This is a genomic window from Arthrobacter sp. MOO21, assembly GCF_057369995.2.
This window is the reverse complement of sequence record NZ_CM170671.2, coordinates 4,211,432-4,226,820: the sequence shown is the minus strand read 5'-3', so window position 1 is coordinate 4,226,820 and position 15,389 is coordinate 4,211,432. Positions and strand designations below refer to the sequence as shown.

General features: G+C 67.7%; 12 protein-coding genes. 11 read left to right on the top strand and 1 reads right to left on the bottom strand.

Translation table 11 applies throughout. The features are described from left to right. Positions 1-11: 11 nt before the first annotated feature. The gene (gene hisF, locus AC2JAJ_RS19675; protein WP_221387600.1) at positions 12-788 is read left to right on the top strand and encodes an imidazole glycerol phosphate synthase subunit HisF; all 777 of its coding nucleotides are present in this window, start codon (positions 12-14) and stop codon (positions 786-788) included. 55 nt (positions 789-843) lie between these two features. Here the strand turns inward: hisF and AC2JAJ_RS19670 are convergent, their stop codons facing one another. Then, positions 844-1,488, bottom strand: coding sequence for a TIGR03085 family metal-binding protein (locus tag AC2JAJ_RS19670; protein ID WP_221387601.1), 645 nt, complete (start codon positions 1,486-1,488; stop codon positions 844-846). A gap of 112 nt (positions 1,489-1,600) precedes the next feature. Between AC2JAJ_RS19670 and hisI the strand changes: the two genes are divergently transcribed. From hisI to AC2JAJ_RS19620, 10 genes are all read left to right on the top strand, one after another. Further along, the gene (gene hisI, locus AC2JAJ_RS19665; RefSeq protein WP_501053270.1) at positions 1,601-2,050 is read left to right on the top strand and encodes a phosphoribosyl-AMP cyclohydrolase; all 450 of its coding nucleotides are present in this window, start codon (positions 1,601-1,603) and stop codon (positions 2,048-2,050) included. A gap of 113 nt (positions 2,051-2,163) precedes the next feature. Next, a complete protein-coding gene (locus AC2JAJ_RS19660) occupies positions 2,164-3,726 on the top strand; it encodes an anthranilate synthase component I (protein WP_221387603.1) in 1,563 nt (520 codons plus the stop codon). Next, positions 3,726-4,370: a Trp biosynthesis-associated membrane protein gene (locus AC2JAJ_RS19655; RefSeq protein ID WP_501053269.1), complete on the top strand. Its 645-nt coding sequence runs from the start codon at positions 3,726-3,728 to the stop codon at positions 4,368-4,370. Before AC2JAJ_RS19660 ends, AC2JAJ_RS19655 begins: the two co-directional genes overlap by 1 nt. Before the next feature lie 104 nt (positions 4,371-4,474). Then, positions 4,475-4,762 (top strand): HGxxPAAW family protein, encoded by a 288-nt coding sequence (locus tag AC2JAJ_RS19650; protein ID WP_221387605.1) that lies wholly within the window; start codon positions 4,475-4,477, stop codon positions 4,760-4,762. Further along, entirely contained in the window at positions 4,762-5,583 is an 822-nt protein-coding gene (gene trpC / locus AC2JAJ_RS19645) for an indole-3-glycerol phosphate synthase TrpC (protein ID WP_221387606.1), read from the top strand. The genes AC2JAJ_RS19650 and trpC overlap by 1 nt, the downstream gene beginning before the upstream one ends. A 79-nt stretch (positions 5,584-5,662) precedes the next feature. Then, on the top strand, positions 5,663-6,994 hold the full coding sequence (gene trpB, locus AC2JAJ_RS19640) for a tryptophan synthase subunit beta (RefSeq protein ID WP_473697444.1): 1,332 nt from the start codon (positions 5,663-5,665) through the stop codon (positions 6,992-6,994). Positions 6,995-7,014: 20 nt separating this feature from the next. After that, the gene (gene trpA, locus AC2JAJ_RS19635; protein ID WP_221387658.1) at positions 7,015-7,854 is read left to right on the top strand and encodes a tryptophan synthase subunit alpha; all 840 of its coding nucleotides are present in this window, start codon (positions 7,015-7,017) and stop codon (positions 7,852-7,854) included. 3 nt (positions 7,855-7,857) lie between these two features. Continuing rightward, a complete protein-coding gene (gene lgt, locus AC2JAJ_RS19630; protein WP_486414805.1) occupies positions 7,858-9,012 on the top strand; it encodes a prolipoprotein diacylglyceryl transferase in 1,155 nt (384 codons plus the stop codon). 264 nt (positions 9,013-9,276) lie between these two features. Next, complete coding sequence (gltB, locus tag AC2JAJ_RS19625; protein ID WP_486414806.1) at positions 9,277-13,890, top strand: glutamate synthase large subunit; 4,614 nt, start codon at positions 9,277-9,279, stop codon at positions 13,888-13,890. Then, positions 13,883-15,340, top strand: coding sequence for a glutamate synthase subunit beta (locus AC2JAJ_RS19620; protein ID WP_221387610.1), 1,458 nt, complete (start codon positions 13,883-13,885; stop codon positions 15,338-15,340). Before gltB ends, AC2JAJ_RS19620 begins: the two co-directional genes overlap by 8 nt. Positions 15,341-15,389: the final 49 nt, after the last annotated feature.

Genomic DNA, 15,389 nt, shown 5'->3' with positions numbered 1-15,389 from the left:
CAGGAGTTCCCATGGCAGTAGCAGTACGGGTCATTCCCTGCCTCGACGTTGACGCCGGACGCGTCGTCAAGGGCGTCAACTTCGAGGGCCTCCGCGATGCCGGCGACCCCGTTGAACTGGCGCACCGCTATGACAACGCCGGCGCAGACGAACTCACGTTCCTTGATGTGACGGCCTCCTCGGGCAACCGGGAAACCACGTTCGACGTCGTCCGCCGCACCGCAGAGGAAGTCTTCATTCCGCTCACCGTCGGCGGTGGTGTCCGTGGCGTGGCGGAGGTGGACAAGCTGCTGCGCTACGGCGCGGACAAGGCTTCGATCAACACGGCAGCCGTCGCGAGGCCGGACGTCATCGACGAAATCACCCGCCATTTCGGCTCCCAGGTCCTGGTCCTGTCCGTGGATGCGCGCCGCACCCGCCCGGGATCCCGGCCCACGGCGTCGGGGTTTGAAGTCACCACCCACGGCGGGCGTACCGGCACCGGCATCGACGCCATTGAATGGGCCAAGGAAGCAGCCGACCGCGGCGTAGGGGAGATCCTTCTCAACTCCATCGACGCCGACGGCACCAAGGACGGCTTCGACCTCGAGCTCATCAAGCTGGTCCGGGCCGCCGTCAGGGTTCCCATCATCGCTTCCGGCGGCGCGGGAGAGCCGGCGCACTTCCCGCCGGCGGTGGCTGCAGGTGCGGATGCCGTGCTGGCGGCGTCCATCTTCCACTGGGGACCGGACGACATGATGTCGCAGGTCAAGGACGCCATCCGCGAAGCAGGCTTCGAAGTCAGGTAATCCCTACCGCAGGAAACAAATGCCAGGTCACGGCAAGTGACCTGGCATTTGTTTTTTAGAGCCCTACTTCGGCTGACTGGAGGAGGGCGACGGCGTCGGGCTGGCCTTCGAAGGTGACCAGCGCGTGGCGGGTGCGCCCGTGGGCATGCATCAGCAGTTCGCCCGGCTCACCGACGATGGCCACCGAGACAGGTGCGCGCTTGGCAACGTGGCGGGGGCCCGACGGCCGGACCAGGACAATGCCCAGGTCCACGCCGCGGTACAAGATGGCGGCACGCTTGACCAGTTCATCCCAGAGGGCGTCCGAGTAGGCCTCATCCAGTGCCCGGGGCGCCCACCGGTCCACGGCGCGCCGGACGTCCTCGGTGTGCACGAAGTACTCGATCAGGTTGGCGCTTTCGTCCAGCGCCTTGATGCTCATGGGCGAGAAAGCAGGCGGGCCCGCGCGGAACGTGTTCACCAGCCGGGCATAGTCCTCGTTGCTGGTGAGCTTGGCCGCCAGCCTGGCGGTGGCCTGGTCCGAGGCCTTGGCGAGGCGCTTGATCACCAGGCCCAGCCCGACTGCTGCCTTCCGTTCCCGCAGGTAGAGGTGCGCGGCGAGGTCCCTGGTGCGCCAGCCCTTGCACAATGTGGGCGCGTCAGGACCGGCCGCAAGCAAGGTTTCGGCCAGGACTTCTCGGGACGGTTCGACGAAATGCATCACTTGGAAAACTAGCACGAGAGCCGCGGACTTGGGCAGCACGGGAGCCGCCGCTGGCGTGCCGTTGTTCACATCGGGAAAGGGTGCCGGGGAAGGCACTAGACTTGACCCGATGTCTGAGCAGCAAACCCCCGCCCAAACCGCAGGATCCGCCGCGTCCCCGTCCGTGGAATCCGTGCCGCCGCCGTCCGCCGTGACGGCTGCCGGCCCGCTCCCCGAAGACGTGGCCGCAGCCCTCAAGCGCGACGCCGCTGGCCTCGTTGCCGCCGTAGTGCAGCAGTACGACACCAACGAAGTCCTGATGCTCGGCTGGATGGATGACGAGGCGCTGCACCGGACCATGACCACCGGCCGCGTCACCTTCTACTCCCGTTCCCGCCAGGAGTACTGGCGCAAGGGCGACACCTCCGGGCACGTCCAGTGGGTCAAATCCGTAGCGATGGATTGCGACGGCGACGCTCTGCTGGTGCGCGTGGACCAGGTGGGTGCCGCCTGCCACACCGGCACCCGCACCTGCTTCGACGGCAGGGCGCTCGACGTTGCAACGGGCCAGGCGGACTAGGCCGGACAGGCTGCCCGGCCGCCGGTCCACCCGGGACCACGGCCATTCCAGGAAGCAGAATCAAGGAGCCTGGAGGGCCGGCCCTTTCGAAGAACAGGCGGACAAGCAAAGCCATGCAGGACCTTGGAACCATCAGCCCGACACTTGAGGAGTTCCGGGAACTTGCCGGCCACAGCCGCGTCATCCCGGTCAGGCTCAAGGTCCTCGCCGACGCCGAAACCCCCATCGGCCTCTACCGGAAACTGGCCCAGGGGCAGCCCGGTACGTTCCTGATGGAATCGGCGGCCGTCGGCGGCGCCTGGTCACGCTACTCCTTCATTGGCGCGCGGTCACGGGCAACCCTGACCACCAAGGACGGCCAGGCACACTGGCTGGGCGAACCTCCTGCCGGGGTACCGGTGGACGGCAGCCCAGTGGACGCCGTCCGTGACACCATCGAGGCCCTGCGCACCGACCGGTTCGAGGGCCTGCCGCCCTTCACCTCGGGCCTGGTGGGTTTCCTGGGCTGGGAAACGGTCCGGCACTGGGAGCGGCTGGTGAGCCCGCCGGAGGATGACCTGCAGCTGCCCGAGATGGCCCTCAACCTGGTCACCGACATGGCCGTGCATGACAATGTGGACGGCACGGTCCTGCTGATCGCCAACGCCATCAACTTCGACAACAGCTCCGAACGGGTCGACGAGGCCTGGCACGACGCCGTGGCCCGGGTCAAGGAACTCCTGGCGAAGATCAGCGCGCCCGTGGTGCAGCCCGTCTCCGTGCTGACGCCGGCGGCGCTGGACTTCGCCTCCAGTGTCCAGGAACGCTGGGACGAGGCCGAGTACCTGGCCGCCCTGGACCGCGGCAAGGAAGCCATCGTGGACGGCGAGGTCTTCCAGGTGGTGATCTCGCGCCGCTTCGAGATGGAATGCCAGGCCCCCGCCCTGGACGTGTACCGCGTCCTGCGGAACACCAACCCCAGCCCCTACATGTACATCTTCAGCCTGGCGGACGCCGACGGCCGGGAGTACTCGATCGTCGGCTCCTCGCCGGAAGCCCTGGTGACGGTCACCGGCGGGGAAGTCATCACCCATCCCATCGCCGGCTCACGCCCGCGCGGCAAGACCGTGGAAGCTGACAAGGCCCTGGCCGAGGAACTCCTGGCCGACCAGAAGGAACGCGCCGAGCACCTGATGCTGGTGGACCTGTCCCGCAACGATCTTTCCAAGGTCTGCGTGGCCGGAACCGTGGACGTCACGCAGTTCATGGAAGTGGAGCGCTTCAGCCACATCATGCACCTGGTGTCCACCGTCGTCGGGCAGCTGGCTCCTGGCGCCAAGGCGTACGACGTCCTGAAGGCAACGTTCCCGGCCGGCACGCTGTCCGGCGCACCCAAGCCCCGCGCCCTGCGCCTCCTGGACGAACTGGAGCCACACCGCCGCGGCATCTACGGCGGAGTGGTGGGCTACCTCGACTTCGCCGGTGACATGGACATGGCCATCGCGATCCGTTCCGCCCTGATCCGGGAGGGCCGTGCGTACGTGCAGGCCGGCGGCGGCATCGTGGCCGATTCCGTCAACCCCACCGAGGCCCTGGAGACGGTCAACAAGGCGGCAGCCCCCCTGCGCGCGGTGCACACGGCGGGATCGCTGCACAACATCTCTGCTGAGTCGCTGCCTGGCGGGACGGACTCCTGATGCCCGACGCCGGACTCGAGGCCGGGCAGGCAGGGAAGGCCAGTAAGGCCGGCAGCGCACCGTTCTGGGCGAGGAAGTCCACCCTGGTGCTGCTGATCGCATTGCTGGCCCTGGCCGCCTTCGGCACCACCACGCAAACCTGGCTGACCGTCATGCTGGACCCGGACCAGGTGGGCCAGGCCGGAGCCTCGCAGAACGCCCTGCAGGTCCAGGGCAGCAAAGCCGCCACCACGGTGACGGCCCTCGCGCTGGTGGCCCTCGCCGGCGGCCTCGCCGCAGCCATCGCCGGCAGGATCGCCCGCTGGATCATCACCGCCATCATTGTCCTCGCGGCAGCCGGCGTGGCCGCTGCCGCCGCCACGGTCCTGGCCGACCCGCTGACGGCGGCGCAGGGATCCATCGCGGCCGCAACGGGCATTTCGGGAAGCCCGGCGCACGTGGACGTGACCGCCTTCCCGGTGCTCGCCGTCGTCGCCGGCTGCCTGCTGGCCTTGGCCGCCCTGCTGGTCATTCCGGCATCCCGGCACTGGCGCACGCGGACCAAATATGACGCTCCGGGAACCGCTGGGGCCGCCGCACCCACCGGCCCAGTGGACGAAATCGACAGCTGGGACCGGTTGTCCCGGGGCGACGACCCCACCTAAGCCAACCGCGCACCCTCCGGCGGTCCGGGCAGACGCCCGCGGTACGCGGACGGCGCCCAAAAAATGGCAGAATGTAAGCAGTATCCATCCTGAGGAGATTTTCCATGAGCAAAGCACCTGCGTCCGTTTCCAAGTCCGGCACCCGCACGGTTGCCCCCGGCGCCATCGACCACAGCCAGGAACTCGGCCACGGCAACAGCCCCGCAGCCTGGACCTGCGTCATCGTCATGCTCATCGGCGCACTCATCGCAGCCATCGCGTTCGTGATCGCCAGCACCCCCATCTTCATCGCCGGTGCCGCTGTCATGGTCCTGGGCCTGATCCTCGGATACGTCATGCGCAAGGCAGGCTACGGCGTCGAAGGCAGCAAGCTGAAGAACTCCGGCCACTGATGGCGACTGTTCTCGACGACATCAACGCCGGTGTCCGGGAGGATATGGAGGCCAGGAAGCGGCACGTTTCGCTGGCTGAGCTGAAGGACCGGGCACAGGCCGCCGCCCCTGCGCGCGACGCCTGGGCCGCCCTCGGCGGGACCTCCCCAACCCGGGAACAGCTGAAAGTCATCGCGGAGATCAAGCGCCGCAGCCCCTCCAAGGGGGACCTGGCCAGCATCGGCGACCCCGCCTCGCTCGCCAGGCAGTATGCCGACGGCGGTGCCGCCGTCATCAGCGTCCTCACCGAACAGCGCCGCTTCAACGGCTCGCTGGCCGACCTCGACGCGGTGCGTGCCGCCGTCGACGTCCCGCTGCTGCGCAAGGACTTCACCCTTGACGAGTACCAGATCTGGGAAGCCCGCGCCCATGGCGCAGACCTGGTCCTGCTGATCGTCGCGGCACTCTCGGACGGGCAGCTGAACGAGTTCTCCGCCCTGAGCCGGGAACTCGGCATGAACGTGCTCGTGGAGACGCACACCGAAGAGGAAATCGAGCGGGCGGTGGCCGCCCAGGCGCGCATCATCGGCGTCAACGTGCGGAACCTGAAGACGCTCGACGTCGACCGCTCAGTCTTTGCCTCACTGGCGGGTCTGATTCCGGCCGGGTCGCTCGTGGTTGCCGAATCCGGCGTCCGGGACGCCGATGACGTCACGCACTACGCCGCCAGCGGCGCCAACGCAATACTGGTGGGCGAAGCCCTGGTGAGCCACGCGACGCCGCGGGAGCGGATCGCCGAGTTCACCGCAGCCGGCGCCGCCGCCATCGCCGCACGCGGCTGAGGCTCGCGGCGCGGGAAACCCCTCCGGCCCCGGCCGGACTGCACACTTTTGACCACTTACTCTCGAACAGGATGGACTGATGGCTGACGCACCTTCAGGAAACGCTGACAACAACACCGCGGAAGCCTTCCTGCAGGGCGGTTCCCTCCGCCACGCCCCGGGGCCGTACTTCGGCAACTACGGCGGACGCTGGATGCCCGAATCCCTGATCGCCGCCCTGGACGAGCTTGAGGAAACCTTCAACAAGGCCAAGGACGATCCCGAGTTCCGTGCGCAGATCGATGACCTGAACAAGAACTACTCGGGCCGGCCCTCCCTGCTGACCGAAGCCAAGCGCTTTTCCCAGCACGCCGGAGGCGTCCGGGTGTTCCTCAAGCGCGAGGACCTCAACCACACGGGATCCCACAAGATCAACAACGTCCTGGGCCAGGCGCTGCTCGCCAAGCGCATGGGCAAGACCCGGGTCATTGCCGAGACCGGCGCCGGCCAGCACGGCGTGGCCAGTGCCACCGCGGCCGCGCTGATGGGCCTCGAATGCGTGGTCTACATGGGTGCCGAGGACTGCCGCCGGCAGGCGCTGAACGTCGCCCGGATGGAGCTGCTGGGCGCCAAGGTCATCCCCGTTACCAGCGGGTCCCAGACCCTCAAGGACGCCATCAACGAGGCCCTGCGGGACTGGGTGGCCAACGTCGGCAACACCCACTACCTGCTGGGCACCGCCGCCGGCGCGCACCCCTTCCCGGCCATGGTCCGCTACTTCCACGAGGTCATCGGCGAGGAAGCCCGCGCCCAGATCCTGGAGCAGGAAGGACGCCTCCCGGACGCGGTCTGCGCCTGCATCGGCGGCGGCTCCAACGCCATCGGCATCTTCCACGGCTTCCTGGACGACCCCTCCGTCAGGATCTACGGCTTCGAGGCCGGCGGCGACGGCGTGGAGACCGGCCGGCACGCTGCCACCATCACCCTCGGCAAGCCCGGCGTGCTGCACGGCGCACGTTCCTACCTGATGCAGGACGACGACGGGCAGACCATCGAGTCGCACTCCATCTCCGCAGGCCTGGACTATCCGGGCGTGGGACCCGAGCACTCCTACCTGTCCGACATCGGGCGGGTCAGCTACGAGCCGATCACCGACAGCGAGGCCATGGACGCCTTCCGGCTGCTGTGCCGCACCGAGGGCATCATCCCCGCGATCGAGTCCTCGCACGCACTTGCCGGGGCCATCAAGGTGGGCCAGCGGCTTGCCGCCGAGGTTGCCTCCGCAGGAAAAGGAACAGCTTCGGAAAAGATCGTCATCGTCAACCTGTCCGGCCGCGGCGACAAGGACGTAGCCACCGCTGCGGAATGGTTCGACCTGCTGGACAAGGATTCCGCCGAATCGGAAATCGGCAAAGAGGGGGAGCAGCTGTGAGCACCGCAGGAATGGACAACATGGCACAGACGGCCGGCAAAGCCCAGATGACCAGCAAGTCGGCGGCAGCCATCGACAAGGCCCGGTCCCAGGGCCGCGCTGCCCTGATCGGCTACCTTCCGGCTGGTTACCCGAGCGTTGAGGAGACCATCGCGGCCGGCATCGCCCTCGCCGAAAACGGTGCGGACCTGATCGAAATCGGCATCCCCTACTCGGACCCCGTCATGGACGGCCAGGTTATCCAGGCCGCCACCACCGAGGCGCTGGCCAAGGGTTTCCACGTCAAGCAGGTCTTCGACGTCGTCGCCGGCATCACCAGCAAGACCGACGCCGCCGTCTTGGTGATGACCTACTGGAACCCGGTGGTCCGCATGGGCGTGGATGAGTTCTCCCGCAGGCTTGCCGAAGCCGGGGGAGCCGGGCTCATCACCCCAGACCTCATCCCGGACGAGGCCGCCGAATGGATGGAAGCGTCGGACAAGTACGGCCTTGACCGGGTGTTCCTGGTTGCGCCGTCCTCCACCACGGAGCGCATGCAGCGGACCGTGGACGCCAGCCGCGGCTTCGTGTACGCCGTTTCCATCATGGGCGTCACCGGTGCCCGCACGAGCGTCAGCTCGGCCGCCAAGGACGTGGTGGCCGCTGCCCACGCCGCCGGCGCGGAACGCGTCTGCGTCGGGCTCGGCGTCTCCAACGCCGACCAGGTCCGGGAGATCGCCGCCTACGCGGAAGGCGTCATCGTGGGCACTGCCCTGGTGGCGGCCGTGCGCGACGGGGGAGTGGACGCCGTCGCCGCACTGACCAAGGACCTCAGCACTGGCCTCGCCCGGGAATCGGCCCAGGCCAAGGACGGGGCGTAACCCATGCAGACCCTCCTTCAGGCAGCCGTCCTGGTGCCGGCGAGCATCCCCAGCCCGGACTGGTCCGGCTTCGACATCCCCCTGCCGTGGGGCAGCCTGCGCATCCACGCGTACGCGCTGTGCATCCTGGCCGGGATTGTCCTGGGCCTCTGGCTGACTTCCGTCCGCTGGGCCAAGCGCGGTGCGCCTGAAGGAAGCGTCTGGGACATCGTCATTTGGGCCATCCCCTTCGGCATCATCGGGGGCCGGCTGTACCACGTGGTGTCCTCGCCGGACGCCTACTTCGGGCCTGGTTTCGATGGCACCGGCGACCTCTCGCTGATCCCGCAGATCCAACGCGGCGGACTGGGCATCTGGGGCGCCGTCGTCCTCGGTGCCGTAGGTGCCTGGATCGGTTGCCGCCGCAGCGGCGTCAAGCTCAGCGCGTTCGTCGACGCCGCCGCGCCCGGGCTGTTGCTGGCACAGGCCGTGGGCCGCTGGGGCAACTGGTTCAACCAGGAGCTCTTCGGCGGGCCCACAACCCTTCCCTGGGGCCTGCAGATCGACCCCAACAACGCGAACTTTCCCGCAGGGATGCCCGCCGACACCCTGTTCCACCCCACTTTCCTCTACGAATCCCTGTGGAACCTGGCGGGCGTGCTGATCCTGCTTGCGCTCGACAGGCGGTTCCATTTCCGCCGCAGCAGGCTCTTCTGGCTCTACGCCATGTACTACACGCTGGGCCGGGTCTGGATCGAAGCACTGCGCATCGACGACGCCGAGCAGATCAACCTGCTCGGCATAACCACCCGCCTGAACGTCTGGACCAGCATCTTCGTCTTCCTGGCCGCCCTCGCCGCGTTCATCCTCCTGGGACTCAAGGGCCGCCCCGAACCGGACACGGTGTACCTGGCCGGCCACGGACCGGAAACGGCCGCGGCAGCCGGCGCCGATGCCCGCGCGGAAGATGACGTCCGTTCTCCGGACCCCGTTGTCTCAGATAGTGATTCGCGTGATAATCTCCCTGATAACCAAAGCGGTTCCCGGCATGCTTCCGACCCCACGGAAAATGCCGAGGCGGCACCGGCCGGCTCCAAGCCTGGAACGGGTGCAACGGCTTCCGGAACTTCCGGCAGCACAGCCACAGGATCCGCGTCGGAGGCTGGCCCCGGTAAGTAGGGAGCCGGCCACGCAGGGCAGCAGAGCCACCGCTCGAAGGGCCCGAAACCACAACGTCGTGGCATGGGGCACCGTCCGGAAGGCATAGAGCTGCTGTCCGGTGTTGCCCAGGGCAGGAGCCTGCGTAACCGTTAGTTCGGCAGGCTGCGCTGACCTACAATTTCCAGTAAGTAACACTTTGTTGTGCCCAATGTGAGCGGCGCCCGACGAGTGGGGCCAATGGTGTCCCTTCCATACGCACGATCAGGAGGAAGGACGTCTCCCATGACCCAAACTCTTCACACTCCCAGCTGGTCCGAACCGGATCAGCCTGAGACTGCATTGTCGCCGTTCAAGCGCTTCGCGGCCTTGCCGGAGGCTGCCGGGCTGTACAACCCGGAGCAGGAGAAGGACGCCTGCGGCCTGGCGATCATCGCCACCCTGCGCGGCGAACCCGGGTACGACATCGTCGACGCCGCACTGACCGCGCTGCGCAACCTTGAGCACCGCGGCGCCGTGGGCGCCGACGAGGGAACGGGCGACGGCGCCGGCCTCCTCATGCAGATCCCGGACGAGTTCTTCCGCGCTGTCACCGAATTCGAGCTGCCCGCTCCCGGCCAGTACGTGGCCGGTACCGCGTTCCTCCCCGCCGAGCAGCGCGAAGCCGACGCTGCGAAGGCCGGCATCGAGGGCCTGGCGGCAGACGAGGGCCTGAAGGTCCTCGGCTGGCGTGAGGTGCCCGTCGTCGCCGACCTCGTTGGTGCCATGGCGCGTGCCTGCATGCCGTACTTCTCCCAGCCCTTCCTGGCATCCGCCACCGGCGAGGAACTGGACCGGAACGAACTGGACTCCCGCGCCTGGCGTGTCCGCAAGCGCGCCCAGAACAAGTACGGCGTCTACTTCCCGTCGCTGTCCTCCCGGACCATCGTCTACAAGGGCATGCTCACCACCGCCCAGCTGGAGCCGTTCTACCCGGACCTCTCGGACAAGCGGTTCAAGACCAAGCTGGCGATCGTCCACTCGCGCTTCTCCACCAACACCTTCCCGTCCTGGCCGCTGGCGCAGCCGTTCCGGACCATCGCCCACAACGGTGAGATCAACACCGTCAAGGGCAACCGGAACTGGATGCGCGCCCGCCAGTCGCAGCTCGCCAACCCGCTGCTGGGTGACTCGCCGGAAGAGCTGTACCCCATCTGCACCCCCGGTGCCTCGGACTCCGCTTCCTTCGACGAGGTGGCTGAGCTCCTCTGGCTGTCCGGCCGCCCCATCACGCACTCGATCATGATGATGATCCCCGAGGCCTGGGAAAACCACGCCACGATGGACCCTGCACGGCGTGCGTTCTACGAGTACCACTCGCTGCTGATGGAACCCTGGGACGGTCCTGCGGCCGTGTCGTTCACCGACGGCAACCTCGTGGGTGCCACCCTTGACCGCAACGGCCTGCGCCCGGGCCGGTTCTGGATCACCGAGGACGGCCTCATTGTGTTCGCCTCCGAGGTGGGCGTCATCGACGTCGAACCCTCCAAGGTGGTCAAGAAGGGCCGCGTGTCCCCGGGCAAGATGTTCCTGGTGGACACCGAGGCCGGCCGCATCATCGACGACGAAGAGGTCAAGGCCGAAGTCGCCGCGGCCAACCCGTGGGCCGAGTGGGTTAAGGACAACCTGATCGACCTCAACGACCTGCCTGAACGTGAGCACGTGGTCCACACCGCCGCGTCCGTCAACATCCGCCAGCGGACCTTCGGCTACACCACCGAGGAACTGAAGATCCTGCTCGGCCCGATGGCCCGCACCGGTGCCGAGCCGCTCGGCGCCATGGGCTCCGACACCCCGGTGGCCGTGCTGTCCAAGCGCCCGCGCCTGCTCTTCGACTACTTCGTGCAGTCCTTCGCGCAGGTGACCAACCCGCCGCTGGACGCCATCCGCGAAGAGCTGGTCACGTCGCTGACCTGCGCCATCGGACCCAACGGCAACCTGCTGGACACCAAGCAGGTCCGCCAGCCCCAGGTCCAGCTGCCGTTCCCGGTGATCAACAACGACCAGCTCGCCAAGATCGCCAACATCGAGGACGCCGACGGCAACCGCGTGGCCATGAAGGTCCGCGGCCTGTACCGCCCCGAAGGCGGCGAGAACGCCCTGCGCGCCCGGCTCACGGAGATCTGCGAGCAGGTTTCCGGTGCCATCAACCGCGGCGTGCAGTACATCGTGCTGTCCGACCGCGACTCGAACGCCCAGTGGGCGCCCATCCCGTCGCTGCTGCTGGTCAGCGCCGTGCACCACCACCTGCTGCGCAGCGCCAACCGCACCAAGACCGCCCTGGTGGTCGAGGCCGGCGACGTCCGCGAGACACACCACGTGGCGGTCCTGATCGGATACGGCGCGTCCGCCGTCAACCCGTACCTGGCCATGGAGTCCGTGGAACAGCTCATCGCTGCCGGCGACGTCACGGGCGTCACCCCGCAGGATGGCGTCTACAACCTGATCAAGGGCCTCGGCAAGGGTGTCCTGAAGATCATGTCCAAGATGGGCATCTCCACGGTTGCCTCGTACACCGGTGCGCAGACCTTCGAAGCACTGGGCCTGGGCCAGGAACTGGTGGACGAATTCTTCGCCGGCACCCACTCCCAGCTGGGCGGCGTGGGCCTTGACGTGATCGCGGCGGAGGTCTCGGCACGCCACCAGATGGCCTACCCCGAGGGCGGCATCGAGCAGCCGCACCGCCCCCTGCTGGGCGGCGGCGAGTACCAGTGGCGCCGCGACGGCGAGCCACACCTGTTCAACCCGGAGACCGTCTTCCGGCTGCAGCACGCCACGCGTGAGCGCCGCTACGACATCTTCAAGGCCTACACCAAGGGCGTGGACGACCAGTCCACCAACCTGATGACCCTTCGCGGCCTGCTGAAGTTCAAGAACGAGCGCCCCTCCGTGCCCCTTGAGGAAGTGGAGCCCGTCTCCAGCATCGTCAAGCGGTTCTCCACCGGCGCCATGAGCTACGGCTCCATTTCGCAGGAGGCCCACGAGACGCTTGCCATCGCCATGAACCAGCTGGGCGGCAAGTCCAACACCGGTGAAGGCGGCGAGGACGTCGAGCGCCTGCTCGACCCCAAGCGCCGCTCCGCGGTCAAGCAGATCGCGTCCGGCCGCTTCGGCGTGACCAGCCTCTACCTGACCAACGCCGACGACATCCAGATCAAGATGGCGCAGGGTGCCAAGCCCGGCGAAGGCGGCCAGCTGATGGCGCAGAAGGTCTACCCGTGGGTTGCCCGCACGCGGCACTCGACCCCCGGCGTCGGACTCATCTCCCCGCCCCCGCACCACGACATCTACTCCATCGAGGACCTCGCGCAGCTCATCTACGATGCCAAGCGCGCCAACCCCTCGGCACGGGTGCACGTGAAGCTTGTCTCGGAAGTCGGGATCGGCACCGTGGCGTCCGGCGTGACCAAGGCGAAGGCCGACGTCGTACTTGTCTCCGGACACGATGGCGGCACCGGCGCCTCCCCGCTGAACTCCCTCAAGCACGCCGGTGTTCCCTGGGAGCTCGGCCTGGCCGAGACACAGCAGACGCTGATGCTCAACGGCCTGCGCGACCGCGTGGTGGTGCAGGTGGACGGCCAGCTCAAGACCGGCCGTGACGTGGTCATCGCCGCGCTGCTGGGCGGCGAGGAATTCGGTTTCGCCACCGCTCCGCTGGTGGTGGAAGGCTGCATCATGATGCGCGTCTGCCACCTGGACACCTGCCCTGTGGGCGTCGCCACCCAGAACCCCGAGCTGCGCGCCCGGTTCAGCGGCAAGCCGGAGTTCGTGGTCAATTTCTTCGAGTTCCTGGCCGAGGAAGTCCGCGAAATCCTTGCTGAGCTTGGCTTCCGGAGCCTTGAGGAGGCCATCGGCCACGCCGAGGTGCTGGACACCCGCGACGCCGTGGACCACTGGAAGGCCGACGGCCTGGACCTGGACCCGATCCTGCACGGCCTGGAGTTCGACGACGACGCGCCGCTGCGCAACATGACCGGCCAGAACCACGAGCTGGACAAGCACTTCGACCAGCGCCTGATCACCATGGCCACCGAAGCGCTGACGGACCGCAGCCCGGTGAAGATCACCGTGGACGTCATCAACACCGACCGTTCGGTGGGGACGATGCTGGGCCACGTGGTGACCAAGACCTTTGGCACCGACGTGCTCGCCACCGACACCATCGACGTCACCCTGAACGGCACCGCCGGCCAGTCCCTGGGAGCCTTCCTGCCCGCGGGCATCACCCTGCGGCTGTTCGGCGACTCGAACGACTACGTGGGCAAGGGCCTCTCCGGCGGCCGCATCATCGTCCGCCCGGACCGCACCAACGTCTTCAAGGCGGAGACCAACGTCATCGCCGGCAACGTGATCGGCTACGGCGCCACCAGCGGCGAGCTGTTCCTGCGCGGCCAAGTGGGGGAGCGGTTCCTGGTCCGCAACTCCGGTGCCACGGCCGTCGTCGAAGGCATCGGCGATCACGGCTGCGAGTACATGACCGGGGGCCAGACCCTGATCATCGGACGCACCGGGCGCAACTTCGGTGCCGGCATGTCCGGCGGCACCGCCTACGTCCTGGACCTGCGCACCACCCGCGTCAACAAGCAGGCGCTTGAGTCCGGCGAGCTGCAGCTCCGCGAGCTGGACGCCGAGGACCGCGACATCGTCCACGGCCTGCTGGTCAAGCACGTGGAAGAAACTGACTCCCAGCTGGCAGCCCGCCTCCTCGAGAACTTCGATGACACCGCTGCCCGCATCACCAAGGTGCTGCCGCGCGATTACGCGGCCGTGCTGCAAACCCGTCTCGACGCCATCGAAGAGGGCCTTGACCCCGACGGCGAAGAAGTATGGTCTCGAATCCTGGAGGTTACCGGTGGCTGATCCACGCGGATTTCTGAAAGTGCGCCAGCGTGAAACCCAGCCGCGCCGTCCCGTTCCCGTCCGCATCATGGACTGGAAAGAGGTCTACGAGGCACAGGAAAAGGGCACGCTGAAGGCGCAGGCCGGGCGCTGCATGGACTGCGGCATCCCGTTCTGCCACCAGGGCTGCCCGCTGGGCAACCTCATTCCCGAGTGGAACGACCTCATGTGGCGGGACAAGGGCGACGAGGCCATCGAGCGCCTGCACGCCACCAACAACTTCCCGGAGTTCACCGGCCGGCTGTGCCCCGCGCCGTGTGAGGCCTCCTGCGTGCTGGGGATCAACCAGCCTGCGGTCACGATCAAGCAGGTGGAAGTCTCGATCATCGACGAAGCGTGGGACAACGGCTGGGTCAACCCGCTGCCGCCTGCCCGCCTGACGGGCAAGACGGTTGCCGTGGTTGGTTCCGGGCCTGCCGGCCTGGCGGTGGCCCAGCAGCTGACCCGCGTGGGCCACACCGTCGCGGTGTACGAGCGCGACGACAAGATCGGCGGCCTGCTGCGGTACGGCATCCCCGACTTCAAGATGGAAAAAGAGCAGGTTGACCGCCGTGTCGAGCAGATGAAGGCGGAAGGCACCCGCTTCCGGACCGGCGTTGCCGTGGGCACGGACGTCACCTGGGAGCAGCTGCGCCGGCGCTACGACGCCGTCGTGGTGTGCACCGGCGCCACCGTTCCGCGGGACCTGCCCATCCCGGGACGTGACCTGGACGGCGTCCACTTCGCCATGGACTACCTCGTGCCCGCCAACCGCGCGGTGGCCGGGGAAACGATCGAGAACCAGATCCACGCCCAGGGCAAGCACGTGGTGATCCTTGGTGGCGGCGACACCGGCGCCGACTGCCTCGGCACCGCCCACCGCCACGGCGCAGCGTCCGTCACCACCCTGGCCATCGGAAAGCAGCCGCCCGTGGAGCGCGCCAGCCACCAGCCGTGGCCGATGTTCCCCAACCTCTTCGAGGTAGCCAGCGCCCACGAGGAAGGCGGCGAACGCACCTACCTCGCCTCCACCGTGGAGTTCGTCGGTGAAAACGGCAAGCTGACCGGCGTGAAGGTAGCTGAGACCGAGTTCGTCGACGGCAAGCGCCTCCCGAAGGCCGGCACCGAGCGGATCATCCCCGCCGACCTGGTGTTCCTGTCGCTGGGCTTCACCGGAGCAGAGCCCGCGGGCATCACCGAGCAGGTGCACGCCGAATTCGATGGCCGCGGCAACGTTGCGCGCGACGGCTACTACATGACCAACACCGAAGGTGTCTTCGTGGCCGGCGACGCCGGCCGTGGACAGTCCCTGATCGTGTGGGCCATCGCCGAGGGACGTGCCGCAGCGGCCGCCGTCGACAAGTACCTGATGGGGAGCACCATCCTGCCCGCGCCGGTGGCGCCGACGGACCGCGCCATCGCCGTCCTCTAGGGATGCACCGAGGGTTCACCTCTTCGACAACTTAACCAATGCAAGTGAC

Bases quoted from the DNA above. Each gene is read 5' to 3' on its own strand.
- hisF (WP_221387600.1), top strand. From the start codon at position 12: ATGGCAGTAGCAGTACGGGTCATTCCCTGCCTCGACGTTGACGCCGGA.
- AC2JAJ_RS19670 (WP_221387601.1), bottom strand. From the start codon at position 1,488: ATGCATTTCGTCGAACCGTCCCGAGAAGTCCTGGCCGAAACCTTGCTT.
- hisI (WP_501053270.1), top strand. From the start codon at position 1,601: ATGTCTGAGCAGCAAACCCCCGCCCAAACCGCAGGATCCGCCGCGTCC.
- AC2JAJ_RS19660 (WP_221387603.1), top strand. From the start codon at position 2,164: ATGCAGGACCTTGGAACCATCAGCCCGACACTTGAGGAGTTCCGGGAA.
- AC2JAJ_RS19655 (WP_501053269.1), top strand. From the start codon at position 3,726: ATGCCCGACGCCGGACTCGAGGCCGGGCAGGCAGGGAAGGCCAGTAAG.
- AC2JAJ_RS19650 (WP_221387605.1), top strand. From the start codon at position 4,475: ATGAGCAAAGCACCTGCGTCCGTTTCCAAGTCCGGCACCCGCACGGTT.
- trpC (WP_221387606.1), top strand. From the start codon at position 4,762: ATGGCGACTGTTCTCGACGACATCAACGCCGGTGTCCGGGAGGATATG.
- trpB (WP_473697444.1), top strand. From the start codon at position 5,663: ATGGCTGACGCACCTTCAGGAAACGCTGACAACAACACCGCGGAAGCC.
- trpA (WP_221387658.1), top strand. From the start codon at position 7,015: ATGGCACAGACGGCCGGCAAAGCCCAGATGACCAGCAAGTCGGCGGCA.
- lgt (WP_486414805.1), top strand. From the start codon at position 7,858: ATGCAGACCCTCCTTCAGGCAGCCGTCCTGGTGCCGGCGAGCATCCCC.
- gltB (WP_486414806.1), top strand. From the start codon at position 9,277: ATGACCCAAACTCTTCACACTCCCAGCTGGTCCGAACCGGATCAGCCT.